General features: G+C 68.3%; 20 protein-coding genes and 2 pseudogenes. 16 read left to right on the top strand and 6 right to left on the bottom strand.

Annotated elements, in window-relative coordinates:
* Positions 1-162 precede the first annotated feature (162 nt).
* A pseudogene (locus CRP49_RS32715) lies at positions 163-510 on the bottom strand (hypothetical protein); the annotation flags it as partial.
* 514 nt (positions 511-1,024) lie between these two features.
* On the opposite strand from CRP49_RS32715, the gene CRP49_RS32705 reads away from it, so the two are divergent.
* The 3 genes from CRP49_RS32705 (at position 1,025) to cutA (ending at position 2,324) form a co-directional block, all read left to right on the top strand.
* Positions 1,025-1,537 (top strand): topology modulation protein, encoded by a 513-nt coding sequence (locus tag CRP49_RS32705; protein ID WP_097256588.1) that lies wholly within the window; start codon positions 1,025-1,027, stop codon positions 1,535-1,537.
* A gap of 209 nt (positions 1,538-1,746) precedes the next feature.
* On the top strand, positions 1,747-1,869 hold the full coding sequence (locus CRP49_RS48175) for a hypothetical protein (RefSeq protein WP_257033564.1): 123 nt from the start codon (positions 1,747-1,749) through the stop codon (positions 1,867-1,869).
* 119 nt (positions 1,870-1,988) lie between these two features.
* Positions 1,989-2,324, top strand: coding sequence for a divalent-cation tolerance protein CutA (cutA, locus tag CRP49_RS32700; RefSeq protein WP_097256587.1), 336 nt, complete (start codon positions 1,989-1,991; stop codon positions 2,322-2,324).
* 4 nt (positions 2,325-2,328) lie between these two features.
* Here the strand turns inward: cutA and CRP49_RS32695 are convergent, their stop codons facing one another.
* Entirely contained in the window at positions 2,329-3,573 is a 1,245-nt protein-coding gene (locus CRP49_RS32695) for a helix-turn-helix domain-containing protein (RefSeq protein WP_097256586.1), read from the bottom strand.
* A 129-nt stretch (positions 3,574-3,702) separates the two neighbouring features.
* On the opposite strand from CRP49_RS32695, the gene CRP49_RS32690 reads away from it, so the two are divergent.
* The 3 genes from CRP49_RS32690 to CRP49_RS32680 are packed head-to-tail and all read left to right on the top strand — an operon-like array spanning position 3,703 to position 5,119.
* Complete coding sequence (locus CRP49_RS32690; RefSeq protein ID WP_097256585.1) at positions 3,703-4,167, top strand: ATP-binding protein; 465 nt, start codon at positions 3,703-3,705, stop codon at positions 4,165-4,167.
* A 6-nt stretch (positions 4,168-4,173) separates the two neighbouring features.
* Complete coding sequence (locus CRP49_RS48170; RefSeq protein ID WP_257033563.1) at positions 4,174-4,575, top strand: hypothetical protein; 402 nt, start codon at positions 4,174-4,176, stop codon at positions 4,573-4,575.
* 13 nt (positions 4,576-4,588) lie between these two features.
* On the top strand, positions 4,589-5,119 hold the full coding sequence (locus CRP49_RS32680; protein WP_143670042.1) for an ATP-binding protein: 531 nt from the start codon (positions 4,589-4,591) through the stop codon (positions 5,117-5,119).
* A gap of 826 nt (positions 5,120-5,945) precedes the next feature.
* On the opposite strand, the gene CRP49_RS32675 is transcribed toward CRP49_RS32680, so the two are convergent.
* Complete coding sequence (locus CRP49_RS32675) at positions 5,946-7,226, bottom strand: WD40 repeat domain-containing protein (RefSeq protein WP_143670041.1); 1,281 nt, start codon at positions 7,224-7,226, stop codon at positions 5,946-5,948.
* A gap of 316 nt (positions 7,227-7,542) precedes the next feature.
* Here CRP49_RS32675 and CRP49_RS32670 point away from each other — a divergent pair, with 316 nt between their 5' ends.
* Positions 7,543-8,061: a HEAT repeat domain-containing protein gene (locus CRP49_RS32670; protein WP_097256582.1), complete on the top strand. Its 519-nt coding sequence runs from the start codon at positions 7,543-7,545 to the stop codon at positions 8,059-8,061.
* Between the two features lie 392 nt (positions 8,062-8,453).
* Here CRP49_RS32670 and CRP49_RS32665 read toward each other — a convergent pair whose 3' ends face one another.
* Together CRP49_RS32665 and CRP49_RS32660 are read right to left on the bottom strand one after the other, a co-directional pair.
* Entirely contained in the window at positions 8,454-9,875 is a 1,422-nt protein-coding gene (locus tag CRP49_RS32665; RefSeq protein WP_097256581.1) for a hypothetical protein, read from the bottom strand.
* On the bottom strand, positions 9,869-10,477 hold the full coding sequence (locus CRP49_RS32660) for a hypothetical protein (RefSeq protein ID WP_143670040.1): 609 nt from the start codon (positions 10,475-10,477) through the stop codon (positions 9,869-9,871). The genes CRP49_RS32665 and CRP49_RS32660 overlap by 7 nt, the downstream gene beginning before the upstream one ends.
* 402 nt (positions 10,478-10,879) lie before the next feature.
* Between CRP49_RS32660 and CRP49_RS32655 the strand changes: the two genes are divergently transcribed.
* The 7 genes and pseudogenes from CRP49_RS32655 to CRP49_RS49235 all read left to right on the top strand — a co-directional run.
* Positions 10,880-11,137, top strand: coding sequence for an SHOCT domain-containing protein (locus CRP49_RS32655; protein ID WP_097256579.1), 258 nt, complete (start codon positions 10,880-10,882; stop codon positions 11,135-11,137).
* Entirely contained in the window at positions 11,134-11,763 is a 630-nt protein-coding gene (locus CRP49_RS32650; protein ID WP_097256578.1) for a hypothetical protein, read from the top strand. The genes CRP49_RS32655 and CRP49_RS32650 overlap by 4 nt, the downstream gene beginning before the upstream one ends.
* A gap of 150 nt (positions 11,764-11,913) precedes the next feature.
* Positions 11,914-12,609 carry a response regulator transcription factor gene (locus CRP49_RS32645; RefSeq protein WP_097257662.1) on the top strand — a complete coding sequence of 232 codons (696 nt, stop codon included), beginning with the start codon at positions 11,914-11,916 and terminating at the stop codon, positions 12,607-12,609.
* Complete coding sequence (locus tag CRP49_RS32640) at positions 12,606-13,952, top strand: HAMP domain-containing sensor histidine kinase (protein ID WP_097256577.1); 1,347 nt, start codon at positions 12,606-12,608, stop codon at positions 13,950-13,952. Before CRP49_RS32645 ends, CRP49_RS32640 begins: the two co-directional genes overlap by 4 nt.
* A gap of 189 nt (positions 13,953-14,141) precedes the next feature.
* Positions 14,142-14,489: a hypothetical protein gene (locus tag CRP49_RS32635; protein ID WP_097256576.1), complete on the top strand. Its 348-nt coding sequence runs from the start codon at positions 14,142-14,144 to the stop codon at positions 14,487-14,489.
* Positions 14,486-14,668: a hypothetical protein gene (locus CRP49_RS32630; protein ID WP_097256575.1), complete on the top strand. Its 183-nt coding sequence runs from the start codon at positions 14,486-14,488 to the stop codon at positions 14,666-14,668. Before CRP49_RS32635 ends, CRP49_RS32630 begins: the two co-directional genes overlap by 4 nt.
* Positions 14,640-14,798, top strand: a pseudogene (locus tag CRP49_RS49235) (DNA-binding protein); the annotation flags it as partial. The gene CRP49_RS32630 and the pseudogene CRP49_RS49235, both read left to right, overlap by 29 nt.
* A gap of 231 nt (positions 14,799-15,029) precedes the next feature.
* On the opposite strand, the gene CRP49_RS32620 reads toward CRP49_RS49235, so the two are convergent.
* Positions 15,030-15,707, bottom strand: coding sequence for a CBS domain-containing protein (locus tag CRP49_RS32620; RefSeq protein ID WP_179851822.1), 678 nt, complete (start codon positions 15,705-15,707; stop codon positions 15,030-15,032).
* A 197-nt stretch (positions 15,708-15,904) separates the two neighbouring features.
* On the opposite strand from CRP49_RS32620, the gene CRP49_RS32615 reads away from it, so the two are divergent.
* Together CRP49_RS32615 and CRP49_RS32610 are read left to right on the top strand one after the other, a co-directional pair.
* Positions 15,905-16,780: a universal stress protein gene (locus CRP49_RS32615; RefSeq protein WP_097257660.1), complete on the top strand. Its 876-nt coding sequence runs from the start codon at positions 15,905-15,907 to the stop codon at positions 16,778-16,780.
* Between the two features lie 56 nt (positions 16,781-16,836).
* Positions 16,837-19,239 carry a glycoside hydrolase family 65 protein gene (locus CRP49_RS32610; protein ID WP_097256574.1) on the top strand — a complete coding sequence of 801 codons (2,403 nt, stop codon included), beginning with the start codon at positions 16,837-16,839 and terminating at the stop codon, positions 19,237-19,239.
* Positions 19,240-19,291 lie beyond the last annotated feature (52 nt).

Below are 19,291 nucleotides of genomic sequence, written 5' to 3'. Positions count from 1 at the left end.
CCGCCGACGTCGGCTGGCGCCTGTTGCCAGACTCATGGCCGCGGGTGACCCCAGCCCGTCACAAGGCAAGTCCCACACCCCGAGAGCATCACGTGGGTGTGTCGGTGACTTTGTCTAAGTCCTGGGGGCTCACATGACTTTGCGCCTGCCCCCGAAGTGCGTGATGCCCGCACTGCGGGCAAGGTCGATGAGGCGCAGGGCGGCGTCGAGATTCCTGTTACCCCGGTGCGCGAGTGCCAGCTTCTGCTGACCGACCGACCAGGCCTCCAGTTCGGAGAGGTCCTCGAAGGCAAGAACCGCCGTTTCCATCGCGCTGACTGCGTAGTCCTGATTGCCGTCCTTGCTCAGGGCGGTGCCCACCCACAGACGGCCACGGGCACGGTCACGAGGGGACAGTCGGTCGTTTGCAGCAAAATCTTCGTACTGGCGTGCTGCTGTCTCAAGTTCGCCAACCATCTCGGTATCCACGGCAAGGGAGAGGTACAGCTGAGCGACCCGCCGGGGGATTTCCCGCGGCCAGTGGCTGCATGTTCGGTTCCTCGGCAGGCTCCCCTTCGAAGCAGTCCACGCCGTGTACGGCAGGTCCCTGGCGACCGTGCTCATGCTGCCGGAGCGGTACGCCGCCGTCGGGGAAATGACGCAGCGGATCTTCGAGGCCCTGCTCGCCGGCTGCCTGCCGCTCACCCCTGCCGACATCCTGCGCGCCGACCGCTTCGTGCCCAAGGAACTGATCGTCAGCTCCGGCAGCGAGGCGATCGAGCGACTGACCCCACCTCCAGCGGATCGCCGGCACCCCGCACCACGCGGACCTGATCGCAGCCTGCCTGGACCACCTGGACCCGTTCCGTCTGAGCCGGCAGGTCGACGCGCTGGAAGCGGTTCTGGACACAGCCACCGTCCCCGCCGCAGAGGAGCGGGGAGCGGCGTGACGCAGCTGACCATCCAGGCCACGGCGTCTGGATCATCCGAACGTGTCCGGCTACCGGTCCGACAGGGCACCCGAGCGCCTCTACGCTGGAGCACCATGAAGAAGGTCGCCATCGTCGGCTGCGGAGGCAGCGGCAAGTCCTACCTGGCACGCCAGCTGGGCAGGATCCTCGACGCCCCGGTCACGCACCTGGACGCCACGTTCTACGACGACGCGTGGAACGCGCTGCCCATGGAGAAGTTCGCCGCCCTGCAGCGGGACCTGGTCGCACAGCCGAAGTGGGTAATCGACGGGAACTACAACTCGACCCTGCAGATCCGGCTCGAAGCCTGCGACACAGTGGTCCTGATGGACGTCTCGACCGTGGCCGCGTTGTACGGGATCTTCTCCCGACAGATCCGGCACGGAGCAGGGCACAAGGGCAACGGACTGCACAACCGCATCCACTGGGCCGTGATCAAGTACGTCGCGACGTACCGCCACAAGATGCGCCCGCGCGTCATGGCCAAGATCCAGCAGTTCGCCTCGGACCATGCCGACGTGGTGCTGCTGCCCAACCGGCGACAGACGCGCCGCTGGCTGCGAAATGTAGCCGCCGAGCACCGCTGAGCACTGCGCGCCCTCGAGCGGAGCGTGCGGCATGAGCAGTAAGCGGCTGCCCGGCCTCCCGGTGAGCTTCCTTGAGGGCGACTTCCCCCAGCTCCCGAGCCTGCCAGGTCGTGCGACGTCGTGGTCGCCGCGTTCTGCCTGTACCACTCGCGGCTCCCGTAGACGGTGGTCACGGAGATCGACCGGGCGCTCGCTCCGGCGGGCTGGCCATGCTCGTCACAAAGTGGCCCGACAGCTACTGGGAGATGGACCAGATGGTCACCAACCGGCCCGATGTCTTCGGCTCGGCGCACGACCTGTACTACTGGTTTGACACTCACCCGATCAAGTAGGGCAGTCCTGTGGATCCAGAATCTGCCAGCCGGCCTGAGAGCCGCAGGCCGCATCGCGTTTCAAGAAGCCCTGGGCCAGTGGGTACTGTCGTGATACACCGACCTGAGAGGGCAGTTCTATGGCCAGCGAGATCGTGATTGCACAGACAACCATCGACGATGAGGAGCAGGCGAAGGCACTCGCTCGTGGCGCGGTCGAGAATCGGCTGGCCGCCTGCGCCCACATCGACCAGCCGTTCACCGCGGTCTACCGGTGGAAGAACGCCATTGAGACCGCTCAGGAGTGGCGGATTTCGTACAAGACAACCACCGACCGGCTGCCAGAGCTGGAGGCCTGGGTAGCCAAGCAGCACAGCTACGAGGTTCCGGAATGGATCACCCTTCCCGTGACCGGGGGCTCCGAGGCTTACCTGAAGTGGGTGGTCGAGGAGTCCTCGCCGCAGACCGCCGAGTGACCCCTCACGCTGCGAACTGCTGAAGGTACTGGGCGAGTTCGCGTTCACTGGCCGGGAGCTGCGTGGCGACGGCCTGTGCGCGGGCTCGCCCCATGGTGTTGGGACGGGCCTCGGCGGCGGCAGCGAACTGGCGCGACACGTAGAGGCCCTGGTCGATGTCTCCACCCCGCAACAGCGCAGTCGCCAAGTCGCCCAGCACCACCACGCCCGACTCCGGTAGTTCCCTGCCCAGCCTGTCCACCGCATGCTCCGCGGTTTCGGCCAGTTCCTGTCGCCCGAGTTGCCCGTACACCGACAGTGCCAGGGAGTCCATTCGGTAGGGGGTCACGAAGCGTACCCAGGCCTGCTCGGCGGTGTGATCCGCGAATTCGTACGCGAAGCGGGCGCGATCCAGGGCACGCAGAGCGTTTGTGCCGTCGCCGGCACTCGCAGCCTCTTCCGCGAGCCTGCCGTATATCCAGGCGGCGGCCGCCGCGTTGCCCGGACCTCGCACATCCTTGGCAGCCTGGGTCAAGAGCTCCGCAGCTTTGTCCGGGGTAGCTGACCCGTAGCTTGCATAGGTCAGAGCCAAGGCCCGCAGGGGCGGGTGACCAGCCGCCTTCGCGCACTCCATGGTGACCTCGTAGTAGGCGTGCGCCCGCGGGTGATCCCCCAAGTCCCACGCGACCCATCCGGCCAAGGCAGCGGTTTCTCCCCCGGCGATGGTCAGGGCCCGTTCGTTCTCACCGGCTCGTGGGAGCGCAGCCGTGATCGCATCGAGGTGTGACTCGACCTCCTGCTGCAGCTCCTTTGCGGTCAGGTGGCCCTCACGCACGTGAAGGTCACACGCACGATCGACTAGGGCACCGGCTTCATTCTCGTCAATCTTCCTGTCCCTGCTGAGGGCATGCGCAAGGCGTTCCCACGGCTCGGCAGCGGCGGCTGCACCAACGACGGCACCCCCGAGCAGCGTGCGGCGTTTCATATCGTCCTGGTCCTCCCCTTCGCGCCGGGCGTCCTTCCTACGCCTGGCGCGGGCGGCTGCGGCCTCCCGCTGCAAGTGTTGAGGGGATAAGCCACAGGCCACCGCGATGTACGCAAGCGTGTGATTCGTCGGAATGTTCTCGCCGTGCTCATAGCGGTTGATCTCCCGCCGGGTGATGGTCTCCCGGCCTGAGACCGCGTTGATCGCTGCTGCCTGCTCTTCCTGGGTCCGCCCGGCGTCCTTGCGGAGCCGAAGAAGCAGCTGAGCGAACTCGTCGGTTGCCATGAGTGTGACCTCGTCCTCGGGAGGAAACCAATCATGGACCCAACTTCCCCCGTTGGTTTCCCCCTTGACAGGATTTTCCCCCTCTGATTTCCCCTGGCAGAGGGCTCGGACTCGCGAAACGGTGAGTCCATGACCACGATGCGTAAGGGGCGGTGCACGGCTCGATGCTTCGCGGCGGCTTTCACCCCGACGGAGACCCGCGTCAGCCAGATGCGCGAAATCACCGCAACGCACATGCCGCTGTGGGGTGTGCCGGGCCAACTCGCCACAGACATCGTGCTCGTGGTGTCCGAACTGGTCACCAACGCCATTCAGCACGGCAAGGGAGACGTTGAGCTCCGCGTGCGATACGTCGGCTCTGAAGTGCGGATCGAGGTCACGGACGGCAACCCGACCCCCGCCGAAGTACGCATCCCCGACGCCGACGAGGAATCGGGTCGCGGTCTGCTTCTTGTGGCTGCCCTCTCGCGGAAGTGGGGCGTCAGCGACGGCGGCACGACGACGTGGTGCACCTTCCGTGTCCCCCAAGCCAGCCGTGTCCCCGGCACCACCACACGTCCCAACCACACGACAGCCGACGCCGGGCGGAGGTAGCACGCAATGACCAGCAGAGCGATACAGATCGAACAGCCGAGGGTTCCCGCGGGCACGACCCTCGTGCTGTACGCCTGCCTGCCCGCATCGCTCGGTGCCCAGGCAGACAACACGGTCGACGCGGCACGCCGCTACGCGAAGGAAGCGAACTGCGAAATCGTCGCCGAGTTCGTCGACCGCGCGGATCCCTTGGGGGAGCGTGACGGGTGCCCGGGATGGCACAACGCCCTCGACGCCGTTGAAGCGGGAACTGCAAAAGGCATCGTCACACCGCTGATGGTCATGCTCGGCAGGGGAAAGACCGAACACCTGGCCGCCTGGCAGCAGCGCACCGGCGCCTACCTGCTGACCTCGTCCGCCATCGACTCTCCGAAGGCGAGCGGCCTCCTCACACAGGACGCGGCGTGAGGAGGGACACCCGTTGAACGCCTACCGCCAGCCAGTTGAGGTAGAGCGCCGTGACGATCCAGGAGGGCACGCGATGAAGACTGAGACGGGGCCCGCCAGGGCCGCCGTCCTCCGGCCGGAGGAAACAGGCGACGGCGAGGTGATCGCCTGCAGGTCCACTGAACTTCCTGGCGACCAGAGCGCCGTGTTCGCGGCACGCGTCTGGACTCGGACCACAACCACCGCCCTCTGCTGGAACGGCGACGTTCTTCGAGCCGTGGAGGTCGTCAGCCGACTCGTCGACAACGGGGTACGGCACGGCGTGCCTGCTGACACTCCCCTGGGCAAGCGCCGGCTCTCCCTCTCCGCCGCAATCACGGACGCTGGCGCTCTCATCGTCGAAGTCTCCGACCTCAACCCGGCGTTCCCCGACTTCGACGTGGCCGTGCGAGGAGAAAGGGGACGCGGCCTTTGGCAGGTCGCCCACCGAGGCGCCCAAGTCACCTGGTTCCTGCAAAGCGCAGGCGGCGGCAAGACCGTACGCGCCGTGCTCCAGCCTATGTGAACAGCCGTGGCAGACGGAGCCGCAGTACCACCCTCCGTTTACCGCCCATCACGATTGAGAGAGAAGAACCCTCCCGTGCGCACCGCTACCGAGCCGCGCCTGATCCCCTACATCACTCTCCGAGACGGTGAGGAGAACGCGCCCGACACGTTGGCCATGAACCTCGCCGCTCCCGGCGGGCCTCGGCTGTACTACCGGGACGAGGTACCCAGGGACCGCGACGTCCGCGGTGTGCTGTGGGCCCGCTCCTCGCAAGCGAAAAGGGACCAGCGCGGCATGCCTATGGGCAAGTGGCTTTGTACGCGAGAACGGGAGTCGTTTGTCGATGAGCTCGGGAGGCGCCCTGTTGGCGGCCAGGTCGATGTTCACGAGTTTGGGAGGCACCCGCCGCTGAGCCGATGGGTACATGTACCGGTGTGTGCCCAGACTCCAGTGGCCGCGCATAGTTGAACGCGCCGCCGGCTCGTCACCAGCTACGACCAGACCGGCGGGTGTTTCCTCCGGCACGCCGCGCGGGCGGCGCGTCGTTGGGGAGGGCCTGATCCCGCACACCGCGCCGACCTTTCGGTGTCGGTCCTCCCGTCTCGCCCAGGCCCGCTGGGAGGAGCGGTCCCCGACCTCGTTGACCCCTTGCGACGAGGTCCACGTCCCTCCGGCCTGGCCGGACGCCGGCGCCTTCCTGCGGTCCGCGCCGGACTGGTTCGCCCTGGACCGGACCGCCGGCTAGACCACGACCCTGTACGTGGCCTGTGAGAAGGAACCCTTGCGGGCGCAGTTGACCGGCTGGCTGGTGGACACGGGCGTTCCCGCGCTCGTCGTCCGGGGCTTAGCGGGTCAGCACCGCCAGCTCCCGGCCGAACCCCACCACCAGCCGACCGTCAGACGCCACCGCCACTGCGTTCACCCGTTCGGGGAACACCAATTCCTCGCCCATCTGCTGACCGGAGGTCAGGTCCCACACCCGCACCGTGGCATCACCGCTACCAGTGACCGCGACCGGGCGGCCGTCCACTACCGCCACCGTCGCCACCCAGCCAGCGTGGCGGGTGAGGGGTTCGCCGATCTGCTGGCGGGTGGTCAGGTCCGTCACTCGCAGAGACTGTTGACCGCCGGTGACTGCGACCGGACGCCCCTCCACGACGGCCGTTGCCATCGCCCGTATTACGCCGGCGTGTCCTTTGAGGGGTTCGCCGACCGGCTGGCGTGTGGTCAGGTCCCACACCCGCACCGTCCTGTCCACGCCGCCGGTGACAGCGATCGGCCGGTTCTTCATTATCGCCGTCGCGACCGCCTGCACTGGGCCAGTGTGTCCGGTGAGGGGCTCACCGACCGGCTTGCGCGTGGTCAGGTCCCACACCCGCACCGTCCTGTCGTAGCCGCCGGTGACGGCGATCGGACGGCCGTTGACCAAGGCCGTCGCCACCGCCCACACCCCGCCGTTGTGGCCGGCAAGGGGTTCACCGACCTGTTCGCCGGTGGTCAGGTCCCACACCCGCATCGTCTTCCAGCCGCCGGTGACAGCCAACGAACGGCCGTTCGCCTCCGTCGTCGCCATCGTGCACACCCAGTCGGTGCGGCCGGTGGAGGATTCGCTGTCATGCTGGCCGGTGGCGGGCTCGCCAACCCTCCCGCCGGTGTCCAGGTCCCACACCCGCACCGTCTTGGTGCCGCTGGCTGCGACGGCGACCGGGCGGCCGTCCACCACAGCCGTCGCCACCGCCCGCACCCAGTCGGTGTCTTCGGTCAGGGCCTCCTGCCGAAAGCCGTCGTCCACCGTGCTGCCGGTGGCCCACCCCACTCCCCACCGTGCGGCGGGTTCACCTTCCACTGGTACGGCGGTGATCCGCGCCGACAACTCCCGGTCACCGTACCGGGCCGCGTCCAGCGCCAGCACCTGCCGTCGCACCCCCGCCGTGGCGTCCCGGTGCAGATGAGCCGACGCCTGGTACATCGTCCCCGCCAACTGCGCAGCCGGGCCCGAGGCAGCATCCAGCAGCCCCAGCACTTCCTCTGGGCTGGCATTCACCAGGAACCCCGGACACGCCAACCGCCCATCCACACCTGCAAGCGCAGCTCCGACTCCGTCAACGTTCAGATCATCAGACATGCCTGCATACAACCAGCACCAGCCGACACACCACCCTCCAATTTGATACCCGCACCGCACGATTGCGTAGACAATTACGCAACGTCACTGACGAAGCCCCCAGCAGCCCCAGCGAACAAGACCCGCCCCGGACCCACGCCCCGCCCTCGCCTCACCAATCCGCGCAGGTTCTTATTGAGTACAGGAAATCCCGGCGAGAATGATCTTGCTAGGGTTCACCCAAGACCTGGGGCGTTTCATGTGAACATCGGCCTGGCTGCCGTGACGCGCTCAGGCTCTTCAACGAGAACATCACCGCATGGGAGGTGGTCAGGCGATGACGCCTGAGGAGCAGGATCTGGTCATGGACCTGGCGGTCGGATCGGGTGAGGGGCCGACGCGCACGCTCGACGAGGTGCTCGCCCACTTCGGCGAGTCCGACGGTGAGGCCCTGGCGCTCCGGCTGCTCCGGGACGCCATGGAGCGCCGGGACGCCGGCGACGTCGAGATGGCGTTGATCGTCCAGGACGCCGCCGACGCCTCGGTCGAGAAGTTCCTGGAGCCGTTGATCGAACTGTTCCCTGCCGACTGGCACAGGAAGCACGAGGACATCGTGTCCACGCTGGGCGAGCTCCGCTCGCCCAAGACGGTGCCGACGCTGGTCGAAGCGACTCGCTGGGTTCCCGAGTACCTGGAGTTCGACGAGTGCCAAGCGCTTGCGGTGAAGGCGATCTGGGCGCTCGGCGGCATTCCCGGCGCGGAGGCCCGGGAAGCTCTCAAGAGCTTGCGCGACGCCGAGAACGAGATCATCCGTGAGAACGCGGTGAAGCAGCTCGCACGCCGCGGCGAGCTCTGACCGCGGAGTCGTAGCCGTTCCGACCAAGATCAATCTCGCCAGGACTTCCTGTACCTCAACTACTCACACCCGCAAACCACCCGCCGGGCCGTAGGTGACTCCCAAACTCATCGACATTGATCAAGGGACCGGCCCGCGCGGTGACTCCCGAAGCCGTCGACAAACGACTCCCGTTCTCGTGTACAAAGCCACATGGAACAGCTTCAGGCCCGACACCTTCCCTCCCCCGGTTCGAAGATCGAGAACGTCAGGAGGAGACGAGATTGTTTCCGCGAGGGTCTGCGAGCGAGTGAAGAGGGTGTGAGAAAAGCACTTGGACGCCAGCGTCACCTTTTGCGCCGGCCACAAGACGTGGGCCTGGACCGCAGTGCACGTTCCGAACACGATCTGCCTCAGCTCTCGAAGAGATCCGCCTGCTCCCAGCGAGCTGGGGCCGGCTCACCCGAGTCGAGCAGGTTGTCGAGCAGCCGAGCATCGTCGTCGTCCAGGTCGAGGAACAGATGGAGAGTCGTTCCCAACAGCTCGGCGTACGGGACAAGGGCCCTTGCCCCCGGTGGGCTGGCGGTGCGGCTGACGAAATTGCACCGCAGAGGGATCCTGGTGGGTGTGAGCGCCTGCGCCTCGACTACCCCCTCCTCTTGCCCCAACGCAGCACTGATGCCGTCGAGTTGCGGGTCATGCGTGACGTCCTCGCCCGGAGCGTCGTAGCCGATGCTGCGGTTGGTCATCAGCATCCGGATCGAGGTCAAGGGAATGGCGAACCGTCCGGCTCGGTCCCGTACCTCGGCCAGCAGGGGCGCCTCGTAATCGTCGGGCGTGTCCAGATCCTTCCTACTGGCGGCCAGGAACGCCACGAAGCCGGGGCCGCGCAGACCGAGGTGCCCGTGGTCAACCAGCCAGCGCCACCGCGTCCCAGCGCCCGCAGCCTCCCGCTCGACCACCATGCACACATGCCCCTTCCACACCTGCACTGCACTGCGCATCAATCGCTGAAGGTTGGGCGTGTCCGTGATGTCAGTCCGCAACAACGTCTTGGCATCGACGAGTGGTTGGATACGGCGCCAGAAAGCCTCATCGGTGATCTCGGGAGAGGAGAGCAGCAGACTCAGGGAGGTCTCATCGAGGGACGACTGGTGCGGCACATCGGCCGGGAAATCGGACAGCGAGCGGCCGCTGCCCTGCCACATGGCGGCCATCAACGTAGACATGCGGCGGGACACGTCGGGCACCGTGCGCCGGGATACCTCAGAAAGGGCCAAGCGTGTGGGGTCAGCCCTCCCCTCCCGAGCCGCTTCCACCCCCGAACCGACCGCGTGCAGGAAGCGCTCCACCTGGTGCTCTCCCATGATCCCGCGGCCGCCCTCGACGATCGCGTCGGATGCCAGAGCGGTCGCCGTGCGAGTGGGGGTGCGGGCAGGCAGCGCTCCAAGACCTGAAGGATCGAGCACCAGGGTGTGACGCTCTTCCGCGACGGTCTCCAAGCGAGCCCGTGAAGGTCCCGGGGCGACATGGGCAAGAGGTACGACCAGAGGTTGCTGTTCACGCTCGAAGAGCTGGACGTCCGATGCCAAGAGGGCTGGATCAGAGGATGCCCGGAGGTAGACGCGGCGCTCGGCCCTGCGGGTGCCAGAGGTCCACGTCATCAGGAGGTCGGGAACGTAAGTGTGGTTGAAGAAGTCCGTTCGCACGATCCGGGCGGTGGGATAGACGTCCAGAAGGCGCCTCTGGACTACATCCTTTACTCGTTCGACGGCCTGGCGCGGATCGGGATGGTCGAGGGCACTGCTGATCTCCGGCGCCACCGGCGTCACCATGACGACCTCCCCTGGCTGTTGTAGAAGTTGGCGACAACTCCCCGCCAGTCGTCCAGCGGCACCAACTTCTCCTGCTTCTCCGACATCACGATCAGCCAGAGCCTCTTGGACAAGTCTTCGACGAGCTCGTCCTTGATCGACTCGGCTGCCGCTTGCGGATCTTCAATGCCGAAAACCCGTAGCGACTCCGCAAGTACGGCCTCGCGGATCAGTTCCGGAGCGGTGAGCTGATCCCAGTCATTGGCCCGGAAGGGCGCCCAACTGATCCACATGTAGTGGTCTCCCAGCATGTACTCCTGAGACAACGCCACGTAGCACTTGGCCAGGAAGCTCTTGTACGCGGTGCCCTGGTCGCTCGCGTTTCTCCGCCACTTCACTTCAGCGCAGAACATCTGGCCATCCCACTCACCGCCACGCATCATCCCGCCGAGGTCGTAGGAGAAAGGCATCTCGTTCCCATACGGCCAGCGGAGAGTGAGCTTCCGCGCCCACGCGCCATCGATGTTGGTGTACGACTGCGACACGCGCATGGTGCCCTCGAGCCACCGCTTGACCCGCTGCACCGCCTCGGCGCCCTTCACGTGCTCTTCTTCACCCGGCACGGCGCAAGGGTATCTTTACGTACTAACTGCGATACAGAGTGCGACATTCAGCAAGCAAGGCGGCGCGTACGCGAGCCCCTTGTCGTGCGCAATCTCCAGCCCTGCCCCGGTGCCTGCAGCCACCTCGTCGCGTGCGCTCCGGTGACCTCGTTCATCGGCACGTCCACACCAACACTGAACGGACGATGGCAGCGCTCGACCATGTTGAGGGAGGGGGACTGCGTATGGGCGTCGAGGGGCTCGACCGGGTGCACGCAGGACGAGGAGCCGTGGTGCCGCACCGACGCGCTCGCCGTCCCGTCACCTGACGGTCCTGCGGCGGGGCCGAACGGCCCTGGCACCGGTCGCGTGGCGCACGGACAATGAGAAGCAGGAAGCCTCCTGGGGAGGTGAGCTGCGGTGATGTACTGGGACGGCGGCTGGGTCTGGATGGCCTTCATGCCGCTGCTGTGGATCGTGCTGATCGGGTTCGTGGTGTGGGCGGTGGTCCACCTCACCCGGCGCCCCGCCGATCGCGGCGGAGGCACTGAGCACGGGTGGGCCCCCAGAGAGACGCCGGAAGAGATCCTCGACCGCCGATTCGCCTCCGGCGAGATCGATGCCGACGCCTATAACGAGGCACGCAAGCACCTGGCCGCCCACCGGCCGAGGCCCCGGTGAACCGGCTGCGCGGCCGCTGGCTGCCGCTCACCGTTCTGATCGGCGCCGTGGCCGCACTCATTGCATCAGTCGTGTGGGTGGCGGGCAGCGACTTCGGACGGCCCGGTTCCCGGGCCATGACGGGTGCCCTCTCCCGCGATGGACCGGTCCGCAATCTGGCGGAAGCCGAGGGCGCGGCCGGGCGCTTCGCCGACCGGTGGGACCTGCACGTCGGCGAAGTCATGCAGTTCAGCAACGGCTATTACGCCGAACTTCTCGACCGTGGCGGCAAGGGGGCCACGGAGGTCCTCATCGACCCGGGCTCCGGCACCGTCCACCTGGAGTTCGGCCCGGCGATGATGTGGAACACGTCCTACGGCATGATGCCGGCCCGCCCCCAGAACGACGGTGCCCCCGTTCTTGGGCCGGACCGAGCGGTGCGGATCGCCGACCAGTGGCTGCGCGAGCACCGTCCCGGACTGCACGCCGCTGAGCCTGAAGCCTTCCCTGGGTACTACACCCTGCACACCCTGCGCGACGGCCACATCACGGGGATGCTCTCGGTCAACTCACAGACCGGCGCGGTCTGGTACCACACCTGGCATGGCCGCTTCCTCCAGATGCGAGAGCAGCCTGACAAAACATGAGGCAAGGCAGCACCCTCGCCAAACCGGAAACGCCTGCGAATGCCGTCAGTGCGGATCGAGGACGAACGGCCCCTGCTGTCGGGACGGGCAGAGCCGCAGGCTGGAAGGGACGAGCAGTTGATCGCATCGTCCGGGAGGCGGGTGGCCGGCATGAACACCCAGGCCATGGGCACGGCAGAAGAGACTCGGGTTCTGGTCGTGGAGGACGACCGCGGCATCGCGGAGTCCCTGGTGCGCGGTCTGCGGCAGGCCGGCTACGCGGTCGAGGGTGTCCGGACCGGGCGGGCGGCGCTGTCGGCGCCCAGTCCCGATGTCGTGCTGCTCGATCTGGGGCTGCCCGACATCGACGGTGTCGAGGTGTGCCGGAGGCTACGGGCCCGGTCGGACGCCGCAATCATCGCGGTGACCGCGCGGGGGGAAGAGGCGGACCGGGTGGTGGCCCTGGACGAGGGTGCCGACGACTACCTGGTCAAGCCGTTCGGGCTGGCCGAGCTGCTGGCGCGGATGCGGGCGGTGCTGCGCCGCAGGCGCCCGGCGGAGCCGGAGATCGTGCGGCACGGGCCGCTGGCGCTCGACCTGCGCACCCGGCAGGTCTCGGTCGACGGCCGCGTGGTCGCGCTGACGCCGAAAGAGTTCGGCATCCTGGAGTGCCTGGCCGCCGACCCCGGCCGGGTGGTGAGCCGGCAGCAAATCCTGGAACGGGCCTGGGACGCCCACTGGTACGGCCCCACGAAAGTCCTGGACGTGCACGTCGCGTCGCTGCGCCGGAAACTCGGCCAGCCGGGGCTGATCGAGACGGTCTACGGGCACGGGTTCCGACTCGGGGCGGTCCGGGAGCCGTCGTGACCCGGCGGATCACCTGGACGCTCCTGGTCCTGACTTCCGTGCTCCTGCTGCTGGCGGTGGTACCGCTTGCGGTGTCGCTCACGGCCCGCGAGCGCGTCGCCTTCCGCGACAGCCAGCGGGCCGCCACCCGCGTGATCGCCGCAGCGGCGGAGGAGCACCTCTCCGACCGCAAGCCGGCCACCACCATGCGCCAAGAACTGGATGCCGCCGCCCGGGCAGGGGACTGCGCCGCGGTGTACGACGCCTTCGCACGCCTGGTGGCCAGTACCCCCTGTACCGCGGCTCAGGGCGAGGAGGCAAGCGAACTGGTGAAGCTGGTGCTGGCCGGACACGAACCGGAGCCGCCGGAGAACGAGGGTCGGCTGCTGACCGCGGAGCCAGCCGGTGAGGTCCGCCAACCCTCTGGCGCGGTCGTGCTGGCCCGTTCCGCAGCCTCGCTCGACGCCCGTGTCGCCACGATCTGGGGCTGGTCCGCAGGCATCGGTGCGGCCGGGCTCGCCGCCTCCGTGCTGCTGTCCAGCCGCCTCGCCCGCTGGGTGAGCCGCCCCCTGTCGACCCTCGACGCCGCTGCCCGGCGGCTGGGTGAGGGCGCCCTCGACGAGCGGGCCGAGGTCGGCGGCGGACCGCCGGAGGTACGCCGGCTGGCCGCCACCTTCAACACCATGGCGGCCCGTACGGAGGCCCTGGTGCACGGTCACCGGGCCGTAATCGCCGATGTGTCCCACCAGCTGCGCACTCCGCTGGCGGCGCTGCGGCTTCGGCTCGACGTCCTCGCCGCCGGGGCCGAAGGCGACACCGCTGAGGAGCTGGCAGCCGCACAGGAGGAGATCGCCCGGCTGTCGAGGCTGGTCGACGGGCTGTTGGCAGTCGCGCGGGCCGAACAGGCGACACCCCGGCCGACTGCCGTCCGAGTCGACGAGGTGGTGGCCGAGCGGGTGGCCGCCTGGTCGCCGGTGGGCGAGGAACGCGGTGTACGGCTGACTGCATCCGACGGGGCCGTCCTGACCGCCGCGCTGGGAGCGGGCCACCTGGAGCAGATCCTCGACAACTTGATCGCCAATGCCGTCGAAGCCGTGCCCGAGGGCGGTCGGGTGACACTCGACCTGTTGGCGCTGGGAGGATCGGCTCGGGTGCGCGTGCGAGACGACGGTCCCGGGATGAGTGCCGAGGCGAAGGCGGTCGCGTTCCGCCGGTTCGGCAACCCGGAGGCCAGGGGCACCGGTCTGGGGCTGGCCATCGTCCACCGGCTGGTCACCGCCAACGGCGGTACGGCGGGGCTGGAGGACACCCCGGGCGGCGGGCTGACCGTCGTACTCGACCTGCCGCTGTGGCAGGATCGCTAACTCCCGTGAGTCATCGAGCTGTTGAAGGCGCGCGGGAACGGACAGGCCGGATGGGCGACGCGGGTTGCGCGGCGCCCCGAGATCTTTACCGGTTCTGAAGAAGACGTGAGCGAGTTCCTGAGTGCCCGGGGCACAGCCTGAAGGTGCACGCAGCCGATCCGGGCCGCCGACTATCCAGGAGCCGCTGCCATGACACCCTCGCCCGACGACTTCGACCAGACCTTCTCCCCCGCACATTCCCCGCAACGACGCGATCGCGGCCTGCGCCGTGCCCGCCGACTCACCCGGTGGATCGCAGTCGCCGCCGTGGCCGGTGCGGCGGCCCTCGGCAGCCTCTACACCCACCTGGTACCGGGCAGTTCAGCCGCGCCAGCGCCGACGAGCCCACCCGTGCAGAACCAGGCGGCGTCCGCTCCCACCACCGCGGGAGACGACGACGAGGGTGCGGCTCCTGCTACGCAACCGGCACCGCAGCCCCCGGCGCAGCCGCCCACCGCGACGCAGCAGAAGCCCCACACCACGACGGGGGCGTCATGAGCTCACATACCCCGGCACCGTCCCCCGCCCAGGTCGTCTTTCCCGCCCTTGGCACCACTGCCGTACTCCTCGTGACCGAACCGCGGGCCCTGCCCACGGCGGAAGCGGTCCTGCACGCCGAGCTGGACACCATCGACCTCACGTGCAGCCGCTTCCGGCCGCGCGAGCGTCGTGACTGACCCCGAGGCCGTGCGCAGGCTCGCCCAACACGCCCACACCACGCCGTGGGCGGGCGGTGAACGCGAGATGTGGGTGTCGATCCGGCCCACGAGCCTCACGGGCCGTCGCATAACCCCGGCCGATCAGTAGACGACCAGGGGCCACCGAAGAGACACCCCTCCCCAGGGTGCGCCGACTCGCGAGTGGAGTCTGGTGGGCACATACCGTCCGACGAGCAGGCGCGGCCCTGACCCATGACGCTGCGGCCGCCCCGTCGATGCACAGCGCGCGGCCTCTTCCTATAGGTGGGGGGAGGCCGTCTACTCAGTTCTGGCCTTCGTGGATTCGGCGACCTTCAAGCAAGCGCCGCGCGTGCGCGAGTCACCGCGTGGTCTCGGCTCCGCCGGTGCCGGCATCCTCGCCGCCAAGCCGGGACTCGACGCCCACCACCCCCTCCAAGGCACGAATAAGGCGCTCGGCGACCCAGATGAGCGAAGTGTCTTGAACCGGCCCACGAAGCGTGACGACCCCGTCCTGCACGGACACGTGGATGGCGTGACCGAGCGTGGGGAACAGGTAGGCCACCACAGTGCGACGGACTTCCTCCTCAATGTCATCGTCCGACCGCAGGAAGACTTTCAGCAGGTCGCCACGGCTGACGATGCCCCGCAGCCTGCCCTCGTCATCGACCACGGGCAGCCGTTTGACGTGTTTCACAGCCATGATCCGGGCCGCCTGCGCCAGGGTGACGTCGGAGCGGACTGTCACAGCGGGCCTGCTCATGAGTTCCTCGGCAGTCAGCGCCTCCGCCTTGGCCAGGTCGGACCGGCGACGGATCCGTTCGGGGCGGGTGAGGTCGCGGTCCCGGAACTCCTCTTTGGGCAGCAGGTCCGCCTCGGAAACCACACCGACGACCCGCCCCGCACCCTCCACGACCGGAACGGCGCTGACCTGCCGCTGCTCCATGGCCCGCACGATCTCCTTGAACCGGGCATCGCGCCCGACGGCCACCACGGGCAGGGTCATCACATCGCTCACGATGTGCGGAGCGTCAGGCATGTCCTAAGTCCTTCAGGGGCGAGCCGGAGGAGTCGGTCAGGCCGTATGACTCCAGCATCACCGCGCCCTGGCAGACCGCAATCCGGCCGGAGGCCGCCCGATCCGAGACCCGGTCGGTGTGTCGCGGCGGTACTCGGACGGTGCGACGGTATTCACAGGGGGCTCTCGGCAGCCGGACGAAGAAGGCGGTGGCGGCGATGGAACTCCCGCTGGTCGTGGGCGTCGACGGATCGGACTCCAGCCTGCTCGCGGTCGACTGGGCGGTGGACGAGGCGGCACGGCACGGGCTGCCGCTGCGCCTGGTCCACGCCTCCCTGTGGGAGCGATACGAGGGAGCCCAACCGTCCTTCAGCACCGACCGTCCTGCGGAGCAGGTCATGGCACAGCACATCATCGCTTCCAGCGTGGAACGTGCCCGACTTCGCAATCCCGAGGTGAAGGCTTCGGGCGAGGTACTGCCAGACGATGCCGTATCCGTGTTGCTGCGGGCGGGCCCCGAGGCGTTCGCCCTGGTCACGGGCTCTCGTGGGCGCGGCGAGGTCGCGGGGCTACTGCTGGGGTCGGTCAGCCTTGCGGTGGCGGCTCGTGCCGTGTGCCCGGTCGTCGTGGTCCGAAGCGGGGACTCGATCCGTCAGGGATCCTTCGGCCGGGTCGTGGTGGGAGTCGGGGACCCGACCGGTGGCGCGGGCGCCGTACGGTTCGCCGTCCGCGAAGCCGAGGTGCGTGGCTGCGCCCTGACGGCCGTACGGGCCTGGCGCAACCCGGCCCAAGAGCCCGTGGACCACATGCTGATCGCCGACGACGCCGCCCGGCTGCGCGAGGAGCGGGCCTCGGCCGGCCTCGACGACGCGCTACGCGAGGCCGCACGCGAACACCCTCAGGTCGACATCCAGCGCCGACCGGTCGAAGGCCCCGCCCACCGGGTCCTCCTGAAGGCATCGACCGAAGCCGACCTGATCGTCGTCGGTGCTCAGCGCCAGCACGGTCACTTCGGCCTGCAGCTCGGCAGAGTCGCCCATGCCCTGCTGCACCACTCGAAATGCCCAGTCGCCGTCGTCCCCCAACCGGTCTGAAGGTCACCGCGCGGGCCCAGGCCCAGCGGCCTTCGAAGGAGAGGGACGAGCGGCGGATGTCGGAGTGGACATGGGTGTGGACGGGCTACGACCCCGCAGCCGAACAACTGCGTGAAGCACTCTGCACACTCGGCAACGGCTACTTCGCCACGCGGGGCGCGGTGCCCGAGTGCCGGGCGAGCCTGGTGCACTGCCCGGGAACCTACGCGGCCGGGTGCTACAACCGACTGGAGTCGACCGCGGCAGGGCGGCAGGTGGTGAACGAGGACCTGGTCAACCTCCCGAACTGGCTGGTTCTCCGATTCCGTCGGCGCCGCGCCGAGGGAGAGTGGGGCCCGTGGTTCTCCCCCGACACGCATGCTCTCCTGGACCACCGGCACGCCCTGGATCTGCGCCGCGGCACGCTCACCCGGATGTTCCGCCACCAGGACGACGAAGCAACTGTGCTCGGCGTCGAGCAGACCCGCCTGGTGCATATGGGCGATCCTCACCTGGCCGCGCTGCGGACGGTCTTCACGGCCGAGGACTGGTCGGGAGAGATCGAGATCGAATCCTGCCTTGACGGGGAGGTGATCAACGGCAATGTGCATCGTTACCGCGCCCTGAACCGCAGGCATGTGGCCCATGTGCGCACTGGGGCAGAGGAACCCGGCACGGTATGGCTGAACTGCCGGACCAGCACATCGGACATCGCCGTCGCCCTGGCTGCCCGGACGACGGTCGTCGCCGAAGGGGCGCTGGCCTCATCGGTGCTTCGTCCGGCCCGTCACCGCGCGGTCCACCACCTGGTAGTCCCGATCTCGCCCGGCCGCCCCGTCACCGTGGAGAAGACGGTGGCGCTGCACACCTCAAGGGACACGGCGATCAGCGACCCGCTCGCCGAAGCAGTCGACCGGGTGTCCACAGCGGCGGACTTCCCCGCCCTGTTGGACTCCCATGTCGCCGCGTGGGAACGGCTGTGGCGGCGCACGGACATCCAGGTGCCCGGCGAGGCCGGCCGCATCCTGCGCCTCCATCTCTTCCACGTCCTGCAGACACTCTCACCGCACACCGCGGATCTGGATGTGGGGGTGCCCGCCCGGGGCCTGCACGGCGAGGCATATCGCGGTCATGTCTTCTGGGACGAGCTGTTCGTCCTGCCCTATCTCAACCTGCACTTGCCCGAGGTCTCCCGGGCGCTGCTGAACTACCGCTACCGGCGCCTCCCGCGGGCCTGCCGGGCGGCCGCAGCGACCGGCCGAACTGGGGCGATGTATCCGTGGCAGAGCGGCAGCGACGGTCGTGAGGAGGCCCAGGAGTGGCATCTCAACCCGCACTCGGGGCGCTGGCTGCCGGACCACTCCCGCCTCCAGCACCATGTCGGCTCCGCCATCGCCTACAACGTATGGCAGTACTGCGAAGCCAGCGGGGACACCGAGTTCCTGCACACCAAGGGCGCAGAGATGCTGCTGCAGATCGCCCGCTTCTGGGCGAACCTCGCGGACTTCGACGCCGACACGGGCCGATACCGCATCCGCGGCGTCGTCGGCCCCGACGAATACCATGACGCCTACCCGGGTGCCGCCGAGCCCGGGCTGGACGACAACGCATACACCAACGTCATGGCCGCCTGGGTCCTCACCCGCACCCTGGGCCTCCTGCGGCGCCTTCCGGTCTGGCGCCGACAGGAACTCATCGAACGTGTCCGGCTGGACAGCGACGAACCCCCGAAGTGGGAGGAGATCTCCCGGCAGTTGCAGGTGCCATTCCACCAGGGCATCATCAGCCAGTTCGAGGGCTACGACAGCCTCGTCGAGCTCGACTGGGACGCCTACCGTGCGCGCTACGACACCATCCGGCGACTGGATCGGATCCTTGAGGCCGAGGGCGACACGGTCAACCGCTACAAGGCGTCCAAGCAGGCCGACGTCCTCATGCTCGGCTACCTTTTCTCGCCCTTCGAGCTGCGGGACCTGTTCCGACGTCTCGGCTACGACCTGGACGACGAACTCTGGCGCAGAACCGTCGACTACTACCTCCAGCGCACCAGCCACGGCTCCACACTCAGCCAACTCGTCCACGGCCTCGTCCTCGCCCGAGCCAGACGAGCCGAGGCATGGCAGTACGTCCACGAGGCCCTGAAGGCAGACATCGCCGACATCCAGGGCGGAACGACGGGCGAGGGCATCCATCTCGGGGCTATGGCCGGGACCCTCGACCTGGTCCAACGCGGCCTGACAGGACTGGAGACCCGCGAGGACGCCCTGTGGCTGGACCCCGTGCCTCTCCCAGCGCTCTCCGAGTACGGGTTCTCCCTCCGCTACCGCGGCCACTGGGGTGTCGGCGTACGGCGCCGGAGCGGGCTATTGGAGATCGGTGTGCCCGACTCGGAGGAGACACCGATCCGGGTGGTGCTCGCCGACCGTGCCGTGACCATCGCGCCCGGGGAGACGTGCACGCTCGTACTGCCCGAGAGTTGATCCGCACAGATGGACGTGCCAGGTCCCCTTCCCATCGGACCGCTGGTCACCG

Source organism: Streptomyces sp. Ag109_G2-15, assembly GCF_900215565.1.
Taxonomy (GTDB): Bacteria; Actinomycetota; Actinomycetes; order Streptomycetales; family Streptomycetaceae; genus Streptomyces; species Streptomyces diastatochromogenes.
The sequence above is the reverse complement of the archived record's forward strand: the minus strand, read 5'-3'. Positions and strand labels throughout refer to the sequence as shown.